The sequence below is a fragment of the Pseudomonas sp. SWRI81 genome, from assembly GCF_014268545.1.
Classification (GTDB): domain Bacteria; phylum Pseudomonadota; class Gammaproteobacteria; order Pseudomonadales; family Pseudomonadaceae; genus Aquipseudomonas; species Aquipseudomonas hamedanensis.
The window spans coordinates 120,401-139,702 of the sequence record NZ_JABWQS010000009.1; the positions used below are offsets into that span (position 1 = coordinate 120,401).

The 19,302-nt window shown below is 56.4% G+C and carries 16 protein-coding genes; 12 read left to right on the forward strand and 4 right to left on the reverse strand.

Features of this window, described 5'->3' with window-relative positions; translation table 11 throughout:
* Positions 1-2 precede the first annotated feature (2 nt).
* Positions 3-632, forward strand: coding sequence for a dTMP kinase (locus tag HU765_RS08580; protein WP_186619750.1), 630 nt, complete (start codon positions 3-5; stop codon positions 630-632).
* Positions 633-740: 108 nt separating this feature from the next.
* On the opposite strand, the gene HU765_RS08585 is transcribed toward HU765_RS08580, so the two are convergent.
* The 4 genes from HU765_RS08585 to HU765_RS08600 form a co-directional block, all read right to left on the reverse strand.
* Entirely contained in the window at positions 741-1,472 is a 732-nt protein-coding gene (locus HU765_RS08585; RefSeq protein ID WP_186548205.1) for a hypothetical protein, read from the reverse strand.
* A gap of 516 nt (positions 1,473-1,988) precedes the next feature.
* On the reverse strand, positions 1,989-2,402 hold the full coding sequence (locus HU765_RS08590) for a hypothetical protein (RefSeq protein WP_238344670.1): 414 nt from the start codon (positions 2,400-2,402) through the stop codon (positions 1,989-1,991).
* Positions 2,403-2,739: 337 nt separating this feature from the next.
* Positions 2,740-4,596, reverse strand: a complete 1,857-nt coding sequence (locus HU765_RS08595) for a hypothetical protein (protein WP_186619751.1) — start codon at positions 4,594-4,596, stop codon at positions 2,740-2,742.
* A 55-nt stretch (positions 4,597-4,651) separates the two neighbouring features.
* Complete coding sequence (locus HU765_RS08600) at positions 4,652-5,668, reverse strand: LecA/PA-IL family lectin (RefSeq protein ID WP_186619752.1); 1,017 nt, start codon at positions 5,666-5,668, stop codon at positions 4,652-4,654.
* A gap of 879 nt (positions 5,669-6,547) precedes the next feature.
* Here HU765_RS08600 and rfaH point away from each other — a divergent pair.
* The 11 genes from rfaH (at position 6,548) to HU765_RS08655 (ending at position 19,289) form a co-directional block, all read left to right on the forward strand.
* Positions 6,548-7,081: a transcription/translation regulatory transformer protein RfaH gene (gene rfaH / locus HU765_RS08605; RefSeq protein WP_186619753.1), complete on the forward strand. Its 534-nt coding sequence runs from the start codon at positions 6,548-6,550 to the stop codon at positions 7,079-7,081.
* A gap of 36 nt (positions 7,082-7,117) precedes the next feature.
* A complete protein-coding gene (locus HU765_RS08610; protein ID WP_186619754.1) occupies positions 7,118-8,278 on the forward strand; it encodes an outer membrane beta-barrel protein in 1,161 nt (386 codons plus the stop codon).
* A 12-nt stretch (positions 8,279-8,290) separates the two neighbouring features.
* On the forward strand, positions 8,291-8,824 hold the full coding sequence (locus HU765_RS08615) for a polysaccharide biosynthesis/export family protein (protein ID WP_186619755.1): 534 nt from the start codon (positions 8,291-8,293) through the stop codon (positions 8,822-8,824).
* A 2-nt stretch (positions 8,825-8,826) separates the two neighbouring features.
* Positions 8,827-11,148 (forward strand): GNVR domain-containing protein, encoded by a 2,322-nt coding sequence (locus HU765_RS08620; RefSeq protein WP_186619756.1) that lies wholly within the window; start codon positions 8,827-8,829, stop codon positions 11,146-11,148.
* A 147-nt stretch (positions 11,149-11,295) separates the two neighbouring features.
* Positions 11,296-12,687 carry an undecaprenyl-phosphate glucose phosphotransferase gene (locus tag HU765_RS08625; protein ID WP_238344671.1) on the forward strand — a complete coding sequence of 464 codons (1,392 nt, stop codon included), beginning with the start codon at positions 11,296-11,298 and terminating at the stop codon, positions 12,685-12,687.
* A gap of 68 nt (positions 12,688-12,755) precedes the next feature.
* Entirely contained in the window at positions 12,756-14,096 is a 1,341-nt protein-coding gene (locus HU765_RS08630) for a UDP-glucose/GDP-mannose dehydrogenase family protein (RefSeq protein ID WP_186619757.1), read from the forward strand.
* A 13-nt stretch (positions 14,097-14,109) separates the two neighbouring features.
* The gene (locus tag HU765_RS08635) at positions 14,110-14,814 is read left to right on the forward strand and encodes a WecB/TagA/CpsF family glycosyltransferase (protein WP_186619758.1); all 705 of its coding nucleotides are present in this window, start codon (positions 14,110-14,112) and stop codon (positions 14,812-14,814) included.
* A gap of 2 nt (positions 14,815-14,816) precedes the next feature.
* Complete coding sequence (locus tag HU765_RS08640) at positions 14,817-15,899, forward strand: glycosyltransferase (RefSeq protein WP_186548187.1); 1,083 nt, start codon at positions 14,817-14,819, stop codon at positions 15,897-15,899.
* Entirely contained in the window at positions 15,896-17,008 is a 1,113-nt protein-coding gene (locus tag HU765_RS08645; RefSeq protein ID WP_186619759.1) for a glycosyltransferase, read from the forward strand. The genes HU765_RS08640 and HU765_RS08645 overlap by 4 nt, the downstream gene beginning before the upstream one ends.
* Positions 17,005-18,318 (forward strand): O-antigen ligase family protein, encoded by a 1,314-nt coding sequence (locus tag HU765_RS08650; RefSeq protein ID WP_186548183.1) that lies wholly within the window; start codon positions 17,005-17,007, stop codon positions 18,316-18,318. Before HU765_RS08645 ends, HU765_RS08650 begins: the two co-directional genes overlap by 4 nt.
* 17 nt (positions 18,319-18,335) lie before the next feature.
* Complete coding sequence (locus HU765_RS08655) at positions 18,336-19,289, forward strand: glycosyltransferase (RefSeq protein ID WP_186619760.1); 954 nt, start codon at positions 18,336-18,338, stop codon at positions 19,287-19,289.
* Positions 19,290-19,302: the final 13 nt, after the last annotated feature.

Genomic DNA, 19,302 nt, shown 5'->3' on the forward strand with positions numbered 1-19,302 from the left:
CAATGAATCGTCCGCTGTTTGTCGCTCTGGATGGCCCGAAAGGCGTCGGCAAAACCTCGCTGTTGGAGGCCATCACCGAAGTCCTGAGGGCTGACAATAAGAAAGTCATCCGGCTTTGCGAGAAAAAAAGCGACCCGTTCAGGGGCGAAACAATGCACTTGGTGAACCGGCTCGTCCGACATCCTGACCGGGATCTGGAGCTGGAAGTTTGCCAACGCCTGGCTGATAGCCGCAGCTGGATTTCCCGGCACGTGCTGACGAAACAACCCACCGACAGCATTATCCTGATTGATCGTTGGTATCCGTCCGATGCTGCGTTTCGCCGCATAGTCCCGTTCGCAGAGATCCTCCAATTGAACCTTGATCGCAACGTACAGGTGCCAGACCTGCATGTTGGGGTGGTCACAGCGGCGGAGATTTCGTGGGCGAGGGCAGGGGCACGACGGCGCGGCTTAAGCAGTACTGTGCTTCGCGGTCTGGAGGAGCATGTCGCTTGTACTCAGGCGTTTGAGCAAGCCGTTGCTGAACAGGGCTGGTTTTTATGCCGCAATGAGGGAGCGATCGAGGAGGCGACAAGGCGGGTGGTTGGGGAGATTAATCGGGTGACGAGCCGCCTGCGCGTCCCAGCGTGAGTTCCCCATGAGCAGGGTCGGCGGTCGGCAGCATCTGCTGACAGGTAATCTATAAGCTCTCACCAAAAGAGCCGCACTTTGTGCGACTCTTTTTATTCTTTTTGCTAATTAAAGCGATTGCAGCGAAATGCTTGCACTTGAAGAATCCTGCACGCTATCCGCATCCATCCATACCCATTGGCTACCGTCACCCTGAAGGTTGTTGGAGACGCTTTGTATTTGTGTCGGGATGATAGTAACCGCGCCAGGCTCTGAGGCAGTTGGGCCGATGCTGGTCACCTGGCCAGTTAGCAAGCCGTTGGAAGTTTCATTGACCACGAACACAGTTGCATTTGCTTCGCGAAACTGGCAGGAGATGAACTGTGTGATTTTGCTTACAATAGTCAAATTCATCCATTTTGAAGGTGGTACGGCGAAGTACCGGGAGTATTTGTTGAACTGATATTGTTCTCCATTGGCTTGCAGAACATTATTGGTAAGGCCGCTTGTATTGATTGGCATGCTCACACTGCCCAACCAGGCTTCGACTTGACCGTTGCCACTCCCGCTCGAAATAGATATGGAAATGGTCTGGGTGTCGCTGCCAGAGACGAAGCCCATAGACGCCAGGCCGGCGTTGGCTGTCGTGCCAGGGACGAGTATTTTCACCGGCGCTTTGCTGTTGCTCCATACAACATTGACGTCGACATTATTATCGTTGCCCGCTGAGTTGTATAAGAATATTCCGTAAATTTGGCCAGGACGCAAAGTAGTACACGTCGCCGTATCTCCCGCGTTTAGCGTAATACGCTGGCCGCCGTTCCAATTGGTTTGCGAATCGTTGAGACCAAAGCTTTCCATGGAGTAGTCCTTTCGTTGATTTCTTCGTGATTGGCTATCGCGCATTACATCCATATGTCCCTGCGCGAATGGTGAGCCTAGTCTTCATCCGCAAAAAATAAAGTGTGGTCTTTAGACTTATTGGCTATTGAGGTTGGAGCTGAAATCCTTCGAGTGCTAATTATTGAATATTTTGAAATTGGAGGTTGTTTGTTATAGAGAAGTGTCAGTCTTTGGTCGGTTTCGATTTGAGTTTGAAAGCCTTTGAAATTGTGAGACTAAAAGAAAAGGGCGCGTATAAAGACTACGGTTCAACCACTGAGGAAGAACCACGCTGGTGGGTAATGAGGTAGGTCGTTTCTCTGGATGATCCAGATGCGCATGCCAAACCAAACGAGACCGGTGTTGCTGCCAGGGCACGTAGCGCAATACATGATTTAACATAATATACATTATGTGAACCGCCACATACGGAGCTGGGGGGCTCTGGCGGTCAGATTTGAAGCTTGAGACCGACTGGTTGACGAGTCATTTTCTCTAGCACTGATCCAGATGCGGCGCGAGCTTCAACACATCGAAGTCAACGGATTGAACCGAGTTGGCTTCATATGGATATCGAGTGCCAACGAAAAGCTTCGAGCTAGCCGTGATCCATTTCTCCAGTTGAAAGCCTGGAGCCAATCTCTCCGACGTTTCACGCAGCTGGTTTGCCAGCTCAAAAGGAATAGCGTTGTAGAGATCGATCAGACCATGCCTGTTTCCTGGTAAGCCGGCGACCAAACGCAAATGTACTTCAGGATCATATTCAGACCGTGGAAATCGACGGTCAGCCTCAACAAGGAATGACTTGAGAAGCAGCTCAGACGCAAGCGCCGAATTCATCACGGCTGGCCAGTAGCGCTGGAAATCACCGATTGAAGCACCTTGTTCGAGGATCTGTGCGGCCCTCAAAAAAGCACGCGCTTCCTCGATAACCCAGGGCTTGGCAAACGCTCATAGTCCATAATGCATTGTCTTTTGTAGTGAATATATCGACGGCTAAGGATGAGCTAACCCTAGGTCATTGGGTGAGTTGCCCTCCTCCATTCCTAATAACAATTAAATATAACTAAACTAAATGGCTCTTTTATTGAGTTATATAGCTACCAATAACTTTGACTACGAAGTGGAAGCCGTATTTATATGTTCCACTTGTGCCCCAGAAAAGCCGCACCTGTTTGGCGATATGGAAAGTATCGTCACCAAACAGGTGCTTAGGGCTAGTTACGTCGTTTTGTCTATAACTGCTTTATTTCAGCACCTCCTCCGCAATATCAGGAAATGCGCGGGTGGTAATATTGGCATAACCACCCGGATCGCCTTTATACAGCAGGGTCAGCTTACCTTTGTCCTCTAGACGACCTTTAGCAATAAATCTTCGCGACACCCCCTTATTGATTTGCCGACCACACAAATAAACATACCCTTGCGAGTCAAAAGTAATGCCGGTGAACTGGGTTTCTGCGCCAGTCTCTAATTGTTCAAACTGGAACAAGTAGCGCGTTAGCCATGAAGTGGTTGACGACGTGTCCTCCACAACCCATAGACGCCCCTGAAGGCCGATAAAATAGGCTCGATTGGCTGAGTCGAAAGCCATGTCGGTGACTTTCTGGCTGTCGGCACGCCCAAATGCCACGACGCTCTCTCCCGGTCCAGGTGTGACCTGCAGGCGGTGACTATCGCTCCTTTTCATATTCAATGTTGCAGGGTCATGCTGATAGTAATAAACCTGATTGGCAGAGTCGGTAAACATAAAGCCAGTGTTGTCTTTACGGAATGCCATGCCATCAATTTTTTTACCTGACAGACCGGGAATTTCCTCCCTCTTGCCATCTTTTTCCCGATAGGCTTTTCGCTGATTTGACCAAAAATAATAGGAGTACCCATCAGTCGTAAGCGCGTTGCTTTGTCCGATATTGCGATTGTTATCAACGACTTTCTTAAGGATTTTGCCGGTTTGTGGGTCGTGACTGTATATATCCGAGCCATCTTGACTATTTTCATTGATAGCAATCGCGAAGAGTTCGTCGATTTCAGTGTATTGAGGGGGCGCTGGTACTACCGGAGGGGAAATGGGTTGGTCGGGTTGTTTTTGCGTGGACTCATCTTGGGAAGCAGGTACTGGTGGAGGGCTAACCGGCGGCTTTTGAGTCAACGAGTCTGACTGGGGCGCCGGTTCAGGCTTTTTTGCAGCTGGTTCTCCCTCACACTTGCAACCCGTTTGTTGACGTTTAGCGAGCGGCTTTTCATGGCAAGTGCAATCGCCTGCGCGTTGTGGTCCGCAAGACTCGACCAAGCCTTTGAGTACATCCGCAAGTGTATTTACCGCCCGAACAATATCGGCAGCCTGCTCACAGAGACCGCTGCTCCCAGGTCCAGTATTGTCTGGCTTATCCGGGGTTTCCTTACCCTCCAGCTTATCGGCTTCTTCTTTCTTCTCGTCCACGCTATCTTCATGCGGTACTTTGCTGGCACAAATAGTATCTTTCAATACCTGGATAAAATCCGCGATACCCTTAGTGTAAATGTAGTGTTCGCCGCCAGTACGCAAGGCCAATCGCTTGTATTCCTTGATCATGGCTCTTTCATCGGCGGGTGTAGGATAAGGCAGAGTTTGATGCGGGGTTCCTAAATAAGTGTGAACCTTAACCGCGTGATCCAACGCAGCACTGATGGCGTCATCACAGGCTTTGATACGCTCTTCATTGAGGACCATCTCTCCGCCGTACAGACTTTCATCGCCCAATACGAACAGATTCTTTTCCGCTCCAGCGCGCCAATCATATGATTTTATGACGTCTTCGGCCGCGGGTGCCACGTCTTCCTGCGCGGGATTTCCAATCGCCGCGTATTTTCGACTTTTGATCAGGCCGTCATCTACCCCGAGTGTTTCGGTAAGGTAGTTGCGTACGGTTTTATCAAACTTCGAATTGGCAAACGTACCTTCAATGCCGAGAAACTCAACACGGAGATCCGAAGGACACGCTTTATTCGCTTCCTCGATCGCAGCATTGAGTTTTTCACTGAGCGCGGCCGCTTCATCTTTCATTGAGTCACTGGAGTCGATTAAAAAAACCAGGTCAACCTTTTTGTTTTCAATACTCACTTATTCACTCCTTTAAAGTAAGACCTACTTCAGTTCGGTCGTGCAAGTCCATTGTCTAGCGAGCGGTTGGCCCAGATGTTCTGGCTCTGAGGAATTTCCAGCTACCCGTGCCGACACCTGCCCTGTTCGGAGATGGGTTTGTATAAACACTGTAGCCTTTGAACTTCCGTCCATCGAAGTGACCACAAGTGTCCAGGTATCCGCCCTGAGAATTGTTGTATTCGTTTCGCAGGTTAATCGGATCTCCGATATTGATCTGCGTACCGACAGCGCCGAAGAGCACTACCCAATCCAGCGTCTTGTGGCCGGTTTTGTCAAAACCGCGGCTTGCCATGTCCGCACTCGAAACGTTGTAGAGCTCTGGTGTCGTGGCGTGACCATTCGTATCGAGATAGCCGGCTCCGTTTGTATCGTTGTAGGCCGGATTGTCTCCATACAGGTTGAATAGCCTGATGACGTCGCCACTGCGGACTCTCGAGCCATCTGCCTTGCCAGTGGCTGAGCGGATCAACCATGTATCGATGGGCCCGGCCAACTCCGGAGTGTCAGCGGTCACCACGCCATGCTTGGCTCCAACTTCTCTGGAACGGTCATGGACAACCAGGTAACCACCATTCCAATCGGCATAACCGTTGAGCAGGCGAACCTTGTCGCCGTATTTAAGTACATCCGCGGTCGACTGGTTAACGGCTGCTTTCTTCTCAACACTTACGTTGAATGAGCCGGCGTTATTGTTATAGTCGCCGGCTACGTCATTGATCAGGAAGGTGAGCTCCCCGTCGACCGGCACCGTCCAACGGAATACTCCTGTATTGATCGGAGTGAGATAGTCAGCCCCTATTTTCATCAAAAGCGCACCGACAAGACCTTCTGGGCAGATCAGTCCCTCGGGCTTGTATGAACCCACCAGGCTTTCGTCCCCCTGAGGGCCAAAAGCCCTGCCGGGGCCGCGTTCCACCCACCCTGACGCGATGATCGTAAGGGTGTCTCCCTTCTGGACCATGAAGCCCGTTTTCTGGCCATTCTCCAGCTTCCCGTCTACCGCCCCGGACCAAGTATCGGATTTAGGCATAACTTCCTCCCAAGATCTCAAGAACGTTTGAAACTCGATGCATTGTGAAACTCCTTTCCTTGTCTGACGACTTAGTTCATTTTTGCAGGTCGCGGATAAACTATAGATGCACTATCGCCAGATCAGGCAGATTGTTAATTATTGTCAGAAATCCCATTCAGAGCCTCCATCCGCGAGAATTGAACAATGAAGATCCTATAGCTCATTAGTTACTTAAGCTGCGCAAGTAGCACCAAAGTAACAGTCATCGATGCATGGATTTATCGCCTTGCAAAGAGATAAGTGTTTAACCGTGCACACCCGATAAGTCCTGCGGCGCCAGTTCTAATGACTGGTCAGAATGTCTGCTTCCTTCAAGCGAATTGGCGGTTAGTTATAGCCTTGATGGGCGGCCGCGGTTCATGCCTTATAACGAATTTGAAGTAGGTCAAACGTAAAGTTCAGGTCTTTGTCAGTCGGATCAGAAAAATTCAGAAACGCGGCCGCCAATAAAAAACACGAAAAAACAATAGGATAGACGCTAGCCAGGCTCCTACTCGACAAATGGCGTGTTTTTTGACTCGGATCGTTTGACAGACCGTGAAGACTGGCCGATAACTACCAACGTCTAGCTGAACACGGCGCGAGTGCTCTTTTCTCGCTTCCCGAAGTTTCCGAGCTAACCACTTAGCAACCTAACGTAAATGCTGCAACATGCAGACAGTGCGGTAGCTTTGTCTTCGAAAAAGTTCAGCCGCACGTCGACCTGAACAAGTGATTCATTGTTGAAACACTTCAGCGTTACATCATAATAAAAACACACCCTGCCAATTGTCTTCTCACAGCCCTGAATAGAGCTTCTGCCTGCATAAACTTTCGAACCTAAAAGAGTTTACCAGCATGCCAGCAATCAGCTCGGATCAACCCAATTGGTACCTGTTGCAATGCAAGCCTCGCCAGGATGAGCGCGCCCACCTCAACCTGCTGCAGCAAAACTACGTGGTCTTCCATCCTCAACTGTTTACCGAGCGCGTCATTCGCGGGAAACGGCAGCGGGTCATGGAATCGTTGTTCCCCGGTTATCTGTTCATCCAACTTAGCCGTACGGACAATTGGGCCCCCTTGCGCTCGACGCGAGGTGTCAGCCGGGTCGTCGAATTCAATCATGGCCCCGTGGCAGTGGAAGAGCGCGTCATCGAGCATCTGCGCGAACGGTGCCTGGAGTCGGATTCGAATGTGCACGGTCGCCTCGAACCCGGCGAGCCGTTGCGAATCATAAGCGGCCCCCTCTCGCCACTGGAGGGCGTATTCCAGGCGCTGCACGGTAACGATCGCGTGTTGCTCCTGCTGCAGTTTCTCAACCGCGAGCAGCCAGTCTGTTTGCCGCTTAGCGTCATTGAACGACAAAAACCAAGCTTTCAATCCTACAAATAACCGCTTGTCTCATGTGCCTTTCTCAGGAGCCATGACATGGCCTTGAAATCACGCTGCCCTGTTGCACTGATCATGGCCTCTTTCTACCCGGGAATGACCTGGAGTATCGAGCCGCAAGCCATCGATGTTTACGGATTCGATTTCACGCCGAGCTTTATGTTTTCGGAAAGTTATGACGACAACTTTCGCGAACTGGAAGACCGCAAACAGTCCTCCATGATTACCAAGCTGGCGCCCTCCTTCGAGCTCAAGGCCGAAGATCGCAACAGCGCCACGCGATTGATCTGGCAGCCGACTCGCTACATCTATCACGACGAGTCTGATGCCTCGAACACAGCGCAACGCGTACGCGCCGATAGCATCATGGAGTTCACCGACCGTCATCGTTTGAAACTCGAAGCCGAATATCGCAAGTACGAGCGCACGGAGTCGACGGCGGTCGAAGGCGTCAATGACAAAATCAACAATAAACGCGTCGGCGGCCTTTACACCTTTGGCGCCAAGAGTGCCGACAACCAAATCGAGCTCGGGGCAAATTACGCGCAACTGCGCTACGACAATGCCGATGGCATCAATGACGATAAAGAACGCGATACCACCGCCGTCACGGGTACCTGGTACCACCGCATCGGCAGCAATACCCGAGGTTTGCTGGAATATGACCACACCGACTTCGATTATCAGCAGGCGAACAGTCCGCGCAGCAGTAAATCCGACGCCGTATTGGCCGGTGCCGTATGGGATTTCACGGCACGCACGACGGGCAAAGTGCGCGTCGGTTATCAAAAAAAGAACTTCGACAGCAGCGAATCCAACGACCTCGACAACCCCACCTGGCAAGTCGATTTGCAATGGAAACCGCGCACGTATTCGACGTTTACCTTTGTCGCTCGCCAGGCACTTGCCGAAGGCGACGATGGTGCGGAGGCCGTAAAGTCGACGTTCACTCAAGTCGGATGGCGACACGGTTGGACCGAACGAATCACCACCGTGGCGCAAGCCGGACTCGGTCGGTATGTCTACGAAGGACAAAGTCGCACCGATGACTTTCAGGATTACAACCTGGCGCTCATCTACGCCATGCGCCGCTGGCTGGATATCGAACTCGGTTATCGCTACCGCGACAACGATTCCGATGCCGACAATGAAAGTTTCACCCGCAACGTGTTTCAGATCAGCTTCAACGTCAGCCTTTAAGAGGGTCTCGACATGAACACACACGCACTTGTCTTGTCGTTCACGCTGGCTGTGGCATCGACTGCCCATGCGGCCGATCCCGGCACTCAATACAAACTGGCCGCCGGCGATGTGTTGCGCATCATCGTGTTCGGTGAGCCGGAGTTGAGCCTGAAAAAGATCCGTCTCAGCGATGCCGGCACGTTTTCCTACCCCTTTCTCGGAGAAATCTCCGCCAAAGGGCTGACCCCTGGGCAGGTTGAAAAGATCATCGTCGATGGACTTAAACAGGGCTATCTGGTCGATCCGAAAGTCAGCCTCAGCCAGATCGAATACCGCTCCTTCTACATCAATGGCGAAGTGAAAAAACCCGGCAGCTATCCGTTTGTGCCGGGCCTGACACTGGAGAAGGCCATTGCCTTGGGCGGCGGTTTGACCGAGCGAGCCTCGATCAAACGCGTGACCATTTTGCGTGGCGACGGTGGTGCGACCCTCACCGATGACGTGACGCGCAGCACCACGATTGCCCCCGGCGACACCATTTCCATTGCACAAGGGTTCTTCTGATCATGGACAACAGCCTTGGCACCTATGTCGAACGTCCTTTGCAAACGCATGTGCATCAGCATCAGCCGTACAGCGAAGACAAGGACACCCTTGATCTATTGAAACTCTGGAGGGTGATCTGGCGCGCCAAATGGAGCATCGGATGGCTGATCCTGGTGAGCGGTTTGCTGGCGGCCATTGTGGTCTCGAACATCACCCCGCAATACATCGGCAGCACGACCCTGCTGTTCAACGATAAAACACCTCCGCTGATGTCCTTTCAGCAGGTCAAGGATTCGAACAGCAACACCACTGATTACCTACAGACACAACAGGCACTCCTGCAATCGCGTGATCTTGCCGAGCGCGCGGTGAAGAAACTCGGCCTGACCACTCACCCGCTCACCGACCCGCGCCAGCAACCGAAGCCATGGTTTGCACCGCGTGAATGGCTGGCCGATCTTGATCTGGACAAATGGTTGCCGGGCCTCGGCCTGGAGCGCTGGCTACCGGAAAAAGAAGCCATCACCGAAGAAGATGTATTCAACCAGGTCACCCAGAACCTGATGCTGCACACCAGCGTCAAATTCGTCGGCAAGAGCCAGTTGCTGGAAATCGAAGTCGAGCTGCCGGACCCGGTACTGGCAGCCGCAGCAGCCAATGCCCTGGCCCGTGGCTTTACCGACAGCCAGCTCGACACCAGCGAAAAGTCGTCGCAAACCACCACGGCGTGGATGAACACACGGCTGGTCAAGCTGCGTGACAACCTGCGCGCGGCCGAGAAAAAGCTTCAGGGCTACCGCGAAGAACAAGGCCTGGTCGACGTCGGCGGCGTGGCCACGATCAGCGCCAACGAACTGGAAATGACCGGCAATCGCATGGTCGATGCCCGGCGCAACCGTGCCGAAGCCGAAAGCGAATACCGGCAGGCGAAGGCTTTGAGCAACGGCGATCTGAGTCGACTGTCCAGCGTACCCGCGGTCTTGAGTAACCTCTTGGTGCAGAAATTCCAGGCCGATCGCGCCATGGCCCAGGCCAAGGTCGATGAGCTGTCGGGGCGTTATGGGCCTAAGCACCCTAGCCTGCTTTCCGCGCAGTCGGAATTGCGCACTGCCACCAGCAACCTGCAGCTACAGGTGCAGCAGGTGGTTGCCGGCATCGAACGGCAATACCAGCTCGCCACCGCCAGTGAGGCCTCGCTGCGTCAATCGTTCAACAGCAACAAAGCACAAATTCAGGACATTGCCCGCAAGGAATTCCAGTTGCGCGAGTTCCAGCGTGAGGTCGACAGCTCCCGCGCGCTGTACGAAACCTTCGTCACCCGCTTGAAAGAAACCACGGCCACCGCTGACATGGACTCGACCAAAGTGCGGATCGTCGACCCGGCCATCGTTCCCGCTGACCCCAGCAAACCGCGTAAAACGTTGATTGTTGCGATCGTCGCGCTGATTGCTGCGGTGGTCGGTGTAGCGTTGGCGCTGCTGTTCGACAGCCTGAGCAATACCTTCAAGACCGACGAGTCGATCGAAAGCGCGCTGAACATTCCGCTGCTGAGCGTCGTGCCGTTAGTCATGAAGAAAAATCGTCGGCAACTGGCGCGCCTGTTTGAAGACAACGATCATCCGCGCTTTTCCGAGACGATCCGTAACCTGCGCACCTGGCTGATGTTGCAGAGCAACGACATGCCATCGCAGGTGGTGCTGATCACATCGACGGTCGCCGGTGAGGGAAAAAGCACCATTGCCAACAACCTCGCCAGCTCCCTGACGCCTCTGGAGCGTGTGCTGCTGATCGATGCCGACATGCGCCAGCCAACCCTGTCGCTGAACTTCGATTTCCCGCCTGACAGCCCTGGCCTGGCGAATGTCATTGCCGGTACCGCGCGGCTTGAAGACTGCATTGTTTCGGTGGGCAATCTGGACATGCTGCTGGCTGGCAAGGTCATGCCAGCTGCGCGAGATACCTTCGCCGCGCCACGCCTGCCCTCACCTGCCGAACCGCGCAACGCCCTACAACCGCCGCCGCAGGATTTGCTCAGTTCACCGCGCATGGCGCGCATGCTTGAAGCGCTGAGGTCGCGTTACCGCCACATCATCATCGACTCACCACCTGCAGAAATGATCAGCGACGCCCTGTTGCTGGCCAAACATGCGGATGCGGTCATTTACGTCGTCAAGGCTGACAGCACACCTATCAGCCAAGTGCAGCGTGGCCTCGCCATGTTGCAACAGAGCCATGTGCCGGTCTTTGGCTCCGTGCTCAACCAGGTCGACCTGCGCAAGGCGCGCAAGTACGGCCATCACCATTCCCGGGCGTTCTATAACTACGATTTCGCGCCCAGGTAACACCGGGCGACTACGCCTGTCGCTGCACCCCGTTCTGCCACTACACAACTCGCTTCACCTCTGCCGAGCCACGGAAAAGCCAGCGGGAGACACCCTCGTGTCTGTCGCTCAGCGCTGACGCATTACTGCTGCCTTGAGGTAAAGCCCATGACACCGCTCTATACCGCTCATATGACGCACCGCCGAGGCCTGACTTTCTGGGGCCAGTGGTCGTGCGCACTGACGTTAGCCACGTCGCTGCTGGTGCTACTGGTTTATTGGCGAGTCGGCCATCTGACCAGCGAATATCGCATCCTGATCATCCTGACCGTGCTTGGCTCAGTACCGATCTACAGCGTCATGCGCGTTTACCACAAACGCTATGGCCTGTTGGCCGGGCTCGGCAGGCTACTGGCCGGCTGGTTGATCCTGCTGGCGGTGCTGGCGACGATTGCCTTCGTCACCCAGACCAGCGCGGTCTATTCGCGCCAGGTGATCATCGTCTGGGCAGTCTTGGGATTCGTGGTCCAGGCGGCGAGTTTTCTGCCCCTGCATTACCTCGCCCGACTGCACTCGCGGCGGATCTGCAACGAGCGTCGCTCGGTCATCATCGGCACCTGTCCGACCGCCCATGAGCTCGCCAAAAAGCTGTCCAGTCCCAACCGAGCGCTGGTGCTGGGCTTCGTCGCCGCCGCCGACGACACTGGCCCTGCCCCGAGTATCTTGCCGCTGCTCGGCCATGTGGATGCGATCCGCGAGATCATCGCGCGCCTTGAAGTGCGCCGCGTCTATATCGTGCTGACCATGGCGCATGCCGCCACCATCGAGGCGCTCTACATCGACCTGCTGGACGTCAATGTCGACGTGGTGTGGATTCCGGATTTTGGCAGCATGGTCTTGCTCAACCATTCGATCTCGGAAATCGAGCGAATGCCGGCCATCTACCTCAATGAAAGTCTGATCAGCTCGCATCCGGCCAGCCTGTTTTGCAAGGATCTGTTCGAACGCAGCCTGGCCGCGCTGGCGATTATTCTGCTCAGCCCGTTGCTGTTGCTGGTGGCGACCGCCGTCAAGCTCACCTCCTCCGGCCCGGTGCTGTTCAAGCAAAACCGTCACGGCTGCAACGGCGAAGTGATCAAGGTGTGGAAGTTCCGCTCGATGCACGTCCACGACGACCGTGAGGTGCGCCAGGCGACCCGCAACGACAACCGCCTCACGCCGATCGGTCACTTTCTGCGGCGCAGTTCCATCGACGAATTACCGCAGCTGTTCAATGTCCTGTCCGGCCAGATGGCTCTGGTCGGCCCGCGCCCGCATGCCGTCACCCACAACCTTTATTACACCGGCAAGGTGCGCGCCTACATGGCCCGCCATCGCCTCAAGCCGGGCATCACCGGACTGGCCCAGATCACCGGGCATCGCGGCGAAACCGAGACGCTGGAAAAGATGCAGCTGCGGGTCGCCCAGGACCTCAACTACATCAACCAGTGGTCGCTGTGGCTCGACATAAAAATCCTGCTCAAGACCCCCTTCACGCTGTTCTCGAAAAACATCTATTGACCCCCTGCCCCACTGCTACCTGCCCCGCCCGACCGTTGATAACCGTCATGACGACCTGAGGTTTGACCATGAATGTGAGCGTATTCGGTATTGGTTATGTTGGCCTTGTCCAAGGCGCCGCGTTGGCGGAGGTCGGGCACAGTGTGCTCTGCGTCGATGTTGACGCTGCCAGGGTCGAGGCATTGAAGGAAGGCACCCTGCCCCTCTACGAGCCGGGCTTGAAAAGCCTGGTGCGTGACAATTACCAGAGCGGCCGACTGCGCTTTGGCACCGACCTGGTCGAGGCCGTGCACCACGGCGATGTGTTGTTGATCGCGGTCGGCACGCCGCCTGACGAAGACGGTTCGGCGGATCTTCAATACGTGCTGAACGTGGCGCACACCATCGCGCTGCACATGGACCGTCATCAGATCATTGTCGACAAGTCCACTGTGCCAGTCGGCACGGGCGATCGGGTGCGCGCCCATATCGAACAAGTGCTGGCCGCCAACGACCGCAGCGACCTGACCTTCGACGTGGTCTCCAATCCTGAATTTCTCAAGGAAGGCTGCGCCGTCGAAGACTGCATGCGCCCGGACCGGATCATCATCGGCACCGACAGCGCGCGGGCCGAAGACGTCATGCGCGAACTGTACGAGCCGTTCAATCGCAACCGCGAAAAAATTATCGTCATGGACGTGCGCAGCGCCGAGCTGACCAAGTACGCCGCCAACTGCATGCTCGCAACCAAGATCAGCTTCATGAACGAAATGGCCTGCCTCGCCGAAAGTCTTGGCGCCGACATCGAGAAGGTACGCCACGGCATCGGCTCCGATCCGCGCATCGGTTATCAGTTCATCTATCCCGGCCCGGGCTACGGCGGCTCGTGTTTTCCCAAGGACGTCAAGGCGCTGATCCACGCCGCGACCAGCGTCGACTTTGATGCCCGGGTGCTCAAGGCCGTGGAGGCGCGCAATCAGGAACAGAAAACCAGCCTCTACAGCAAGATTTTCAATCACTTCGACGGCCACCTGAGCGGCAAGACTTTCGCCCTCTGGGGCTTGAGCTTCAAGCCCAACACCGACGACATGCGCGAAGCCCCCAGCCGCGTGTTGATGGAAGCCTTGTGGCGCGCCGGTGCCAACGTCCAGGCGTTCGACCCCAAAGCCATGGACGAGGCGCAGCGCATTTATGGCGCGCGCGATGACTTGACCCTCACGGGCACCAAGGAAGCGGCGCTGAAAAATGCCGACGCGCTGATCATCGTCACCGAGTGGCAAGCATTTCGTGCGCCTGACTTTGATGTGCTCAGCGCGCGACTCAAGCAACCGTTGATTTTCGACGGGCGCAATCTGTTCGATCCGCAACGCATGAGCAAACGCGGCTTCACCTACGTCTCCGTGGGTCGCCAGACCCCCGCAGTGATCTGACGGGAGCCGCGCCATGTTGAAACTTGAACTGGTCGGACAGTATTCGCCGAAATTACTCGAGGCCAACCACGCCTATTCCTTCATTAATTTTGCCTCGATCAGCAGCTTCTTCGAGCAGCGCCCGAGCACCATCACTTATTTTTGCGACGGCATGTTGATGTCGACCTTCATGTCGCGGGTGACCGGCAGAACGATCGGCCGGGTCAGTTTTGACTTCACGTCCATCGCCGACCACGTACTGGGCGGTGCCGAGCAGCGAGGCAAACGCGTGTATTTTGTCGGCGCCCGCCAAGCCGAACTCGAGCTGTTCATCCTAAAGATCAAGACGCTTTATCCACAGCTGATCATTGCCGGTTACCACAACGGCTATTTCGATGCCGCCGAGGCCGAGGCCATTCGGGCCGATATTTGCCGCAGCGAAGCGAACATCCTCATCGTTGGCCTCGGCGCCGGGCTGCAAGAACAATTCGAACAGGACGTGCTGCGTGCAGGCTTTGAAGGCGTGGCTTTCACCTGCGGCGGGTTCATTCGCCAGGAAGCACTGGCGTCGCGGCAATACTACCCGGCGCTGATCAATCGCCTGCATTTGCGCGCGTTCTACCGGATGTATCGCGAGCCCCACACGATCAAACGCTACCTCATCGATTACCCCAGCAACTTCTTGCACCTGCTGGCCCTGCTCGCGCGACGCAAAGTCGCCATCAGTGTCGGGGAGTGATCATGCACATTCTGTTCATTCTCAAGGATTTCAAATCGGGCGGCGGCGTCGAGCGCGTGCAGCAACGGTTGTCCGAGCAATTTCTCAAGGATGGCCGGCGCGTGAGCTTCTTTGTCATGAACGGCGAAACCCCGGACACCGAAGGCGATCAACGCCACCACAGTGGCGGCGGCAACGGCGTCGTCGGCCTGCTGCGCTCGATCGTGCTGTTGCGCCGGCTCATTCGGGACGAACACGTCACTCACCTGGTTTCCGCCAAGGAACAGGCCAACGTCTGCACCTGGTTCGCGACGCTGGGCAGTGCCTGCAAAGTCATCTACAGCCGGCACATCGCCCTCGACTGCAAGGAGCAGAAAACCGGCCCTTCGAGCTTGCGCCTGCTCTATGCCTTGTATCTGTGCGGCAGCGGCAAAGTGGTCACGGTCTCGACGGCGTTGCGTCAGTCGCTGGTCGGCTTGTTACCGTGGGGACGGCAGCGAATCAGCTATTGCCCCAACGCCGTCATCACCGAACAACTGTTCCAGGCCTCACGGGAGCCTCTCGTTGCCGGGTTGCCCGATGCCTACTGGTTGGGCTTGGGGCGACTGACGCAGCAGAAAGGCTTTCATTTGTTACTCGACGCCTACGCCCTGGCATTGCAACACCGTGCGCTGCCAAATCTGGTGATTGCCGGCGACGGGCCGATGCGCGACACACTGATCGCACAGGCGCAGCGCCTGGGCATCGCGCAACGGGTGCACTTCACCGGTTTTCTGAGCAACCCCTATCCACTGCTCAGACACGCGCGCCTGTTCATTTTGAGTTCGACCCATGAAGGCATGCCGACCGTGCTGATTGAAGCACTGGCGCTGGGTACGCCGGTGCTGGCCTGCGACTGCGAAACCGGCCCCAGAGAGCTGTTGAATAACGGTCAACTTGGCCTGCTGGTCAAGGTCAACGACGTACCGGCACTGGCCGAGGGCATGCTGCGCAGCCTGACCTCTCGGGATGACGTGGTGACCAACGAAACAACCCTGACCGACGCCCTTCGCCCGTATACCAGCCAGCACGCGGCGCAAGCGTATTACCAGGTATGGAATCAATGAAAAAATTCCTGATCATCCTGCACGACCTCAGCGCAGGCGGGGCGGAAAAGATGATGACGCGCCTGGCCGGTGCGCTGGTCGACGCCGGTAACGAGGTGACCTTGCTGCTGCTCACCGGTGGCGGCGTTAATGCGGCCTACCTCGACCCGCGGGTCAAGACCGTTGAGCTGCACTGCCCCCGCAGCGCCCGTGCGGTGCCGGCGCTGGCGCAGTTTCTGCGTACCAATCGCTTCGATGCGCAACTGGCGGTCCTCACTCACGTCAACGTCGTGGCAATCGCCGCGGCCGCGCTGTCGGGCACGCTGGCGCGCCTGCACGTCAGTGAGCGCAATGCCTTTTCCCACGATAAGCACGTCAATCCAGCCTTGACGGTAAGGCTCGCCTACTGGGCGGCCCCGCTGCTGTATCGGCTGATTCCCAATCCGGTGATCTGCGTCTCGAAAGGTGTTGCCCAGGATCTGGTCGATACCACCATCGCGCGTCGCCAGGACGTGACCACGGCTGACAATCCGGTGCTCGACGATGACTTTTACAAAAAGCGGCCGGGGCGGCCGAGTCACCGCTGGCTGCTGGAAAAGTCTGGCGCAGTGGTGGTTGCCGTGGGCCGTCTGGCCCAGCAAAAAGGCTTCGATACGCTGATCACGGCAATCGCCGCGCTCCCGACCACCAGCGTGCGCTTGATCATTTTCGGTGAAGGTGCGCTCAGGGCTCAATTGCTGGATCAGGCTCGGGCATTGGGCCTCGCCGATCGTGTCGACCTGCCGGGGTACACCGCCGATCCTTTGGCCGAAGTCGCTGCGGCCGATTGTTTTGTCTTGTCGTCGCGCTTCGAAGGGAGCCCCAATGCGCTGGTAGAAGCCTTGGCCACAGGTACGCCGGTCGTGGCGACCCGCTGCCCCCATGGCCCGGCGGAAATTCTCATCAACGGGCTGGTGGCGCCGCTGGTCGAGGTCGATGATGCGGTCGCCCTGGCACAGGCGATCGTCCTGCAACTCGGCACGCCGCGCAATTTCAAGCGCCATACCCGGCTTGAGGCGGCCGCCCGGTTTGCCAATACCCGTGCGGTGCAGACTTACCTCACCGCGATGCTCGGGAGCGCTGCATCATGAGCACACTGGCGATCAGATATTCGACATTACGCGACGGCTTCGCCCTGTTCGGCGTGCTGTTTTACATTCAGGTGATCACGTTTGTCCTCGGGCTGGGCGGCGGATTCAGCTTCGGCGATGTCGACAAAGACCTCGAAGGCAGTGTCGCCAACCAAATCTGCGGGCTTATCACGCTGTTGGTGCCGTTGTTTTTCTTTATCCGCCACAAGGTATTCCTGAGCAAAACCTTCTACCGCAGCAACTTCTTTCTGCTGCTGTTCCTGCTTTGTGTCATCGCCTCGATCGGCTGGTCGCATGACCCGATGTTGACGCTCAAGCGGGTGATCGCACTGCTCGGCGTGGTGTTTTTTGCCGGTTTCATTGCCTGGAATTACCCGCTGGAAAAAATCGTTTTCATGCTCGGTTGTGCGATCGGTGTGGCAGCGTTCATCGGGCTGATTCTCGCGCTGGTCATGCCCGAGGTCGCGTTCCTGTCCGGTGGCATCCGCGACGGTGCCTTCAAGGGCATCTTTGCCGAAAAGAATGCCGGCGCACGGCTCAACGCGGTCGCCATCCTGCTGCTGTTACCGATGATCCGCCAGGGCAATCGCCGGGCGCTGTTCTGCGCGTTGTGTTCGCTGATCGCTATCCTGCTCGCGCAGTCGGCAACCGGCGTGGCGCTGGTGATTTCCGGGACGGTGAGCTACGCCTACTTCCTCACGTTGATTCGTCTGCGCATCAACCGCTCGCAGTGGCTGTTCTTCGGTTGCACGGTGCTGTTTCTGCTGGTGTGCCTGCTGCTTTACAACCACCTGGCCTGGCTGCTGGAAATCGCCGGTCGTGATCCGTCACTGACCGATCGCACGCTGATCTGGGAATTGCTCGCTCCGTTCGTCGAGCAACAATGGCTCAAGGGCTACGGCTTCGGCGCCTTCTGGGCCAGTCCCGATGCCGATGCCTTCATCACGCGCTGGGGCTACATCGGCAACGCCCACAGTGGCTACATGGAAACCCTGCTCAACGGCGGTGTTATTCAATTGAGCGCGCTGGTGTTGTTGTTGGGCGAAGCGCTGTTCAAGCAATACCGCGCCGTCACCGCGAACCACGCGGCCCAGTACCGCGCCAGCGCGCTGGTAATCATCGGCCTGTTCGTCGTCACCAACTATGTCGCGTATGTGATCCCCAACTACCGCTCCGCCGAGTTTCTCGTGTTCTGCACCCTCGCCCTGTCGTTCCGGCATCGGCTGGTCATGTACCCCGCGTCATCACCCGCAACCCAGCGTCAGCGTCCGGCTGGCCAGGCATTTGCGCCTGATTCAGCCAAGGCGTGACACAAGGAGAAGCACCCGTGCGAAACCAAGCCCCGCTTTCAGCGCATACCGTGTGCGTTTTGATCCCCATGTACAACGGCGCCGACAGCATCGAGCAAACGCTGACGTCGCTGGCCGAGCAAACCCGGCTGCCCGATCACGTCATTGTCATCGACGATGGCTCCACCGATGACGGGCCACAACGGGTCCGGGACTTCGCCGCGCCGTTTCGTCTGACCCTGTTGCAGCAGGCCAACGCCGGCCAGGCCAGTGCGCGCAATACCGGTTTGCACCACAGCCAGGAAACGTTTGTGGCGATGCTCGATGCCGACGACCAGTGGCGCCCGCAAAAACTCGAGCTGCAACTGGCGCTGTATGACGAACTCGAGCGTCAGGGCCGCCCGGTCGGGCTGATCGACTGTTACGCCCAGGTCAACTACAGCAACGGCAAGCGGCAACTGGACAACGTGCGCAAGAGCGGCATGCACTTCTACGATTTCGTCCACGCCAACGTGCTCAATGGCGTATCTGCCGCACTGGTCAAGCGCGACGTCATGCTGCAACTCGGCGGCTTCGATGCCGGCCTGCGTTACTGCGAAGACCGGTTCATGTGGACGCGCATCGCCGAGCATTGGGAGATCCACACCGTGCCGCAGGTGCTGCTCGAGCGCACGGTCAATGACGGCAACATGACCGCGCAACCGAAAAAGCACTACCAGAACAAGATCAAGTTCATCGAGGTGTATCTCGAACGCTATGGCGCGCAGTTGAGCAAACAGCAACACATCGATTTTGTGCTGGGCAATCACACGGATTTTCTCAACACCTTTTCCCGGCGCGGCGAGCATGTCGAGGTGCTCGATGTGTACCGGCGGATGTTCGAATACTCCTGGCAGACGCTGATCTTCGATCACGGCAAACCGACCTTGCGCTACCTCTACGCCCTCGCCAAGTCATGGCGCAAGGCACCGGCGTCAACCATCGCTCAATGAATCGGTATCCGCC